This window comes from Halomonas sp. ND22Bw, from assembly GCF_003011945.1.
GTDB classification, from domain to species: domain Bacteria; phylum Pseudomonadota; class Gammaproteobacteria; order Pseudomonadales; family Halomonadaceae; genus Halomonas; species Halomonas halophila.
Genome location: NZ_PXWD01000345.1, coordinates 1 through 360 on the forward strand (window position 1 = coordinate 1; position 360 = coordinate 360).

Consider the following 360-nt stretch of genomic DNA (forward strand, 5'->3'; position numbering starts at 1 on the left):
CCTATCGCTGGGGCCGGGTCGGGGACGTGCCGGTGGTCGGGGCGGGAACCTACGCCTCCAACGCCGACGGCTGCGCCGTGTCGGCCACCGGCGACGGCGAATATTTGATCCGTGCCACCGTCGCCCGCGACATCTGCGCCCGGATCGGCTCGACGACCGCGCCCGACGCGGCCGCACAGGCCGAGATCGACGAGGCCAGAACGCTGGGCGGCCTGGGCGGCGTCATCGTCATGACCACGACCGGCGCCCCCGTCTTCGCCATGTCCACCTCCGGCATGTATCGCGCCGCCGCCTCCTCCGACACGCCAGCCCGCGTCGCCATCTATGCCGACGAAGACTGAACCGGCGCCGCCGATTTCA

Annotated in this window: 1 protein-coding gene; it reads left to right on the forward strand. The window is 71.9% G+C overall.

The window, feature by feature from the left end; all coding sequences use genetic code 11:
- Positions 1-341: isoaspartyl peptidase/L-asparaginase (locus CVH10_RS18365; RefSeq protein WP_146143040.1), on the forward strand; the 341-nt coding region annotated here is incomplete at its 5' end.
- Between the last annotated feature and the right edge of the window lie 19 nt (positions 342-360).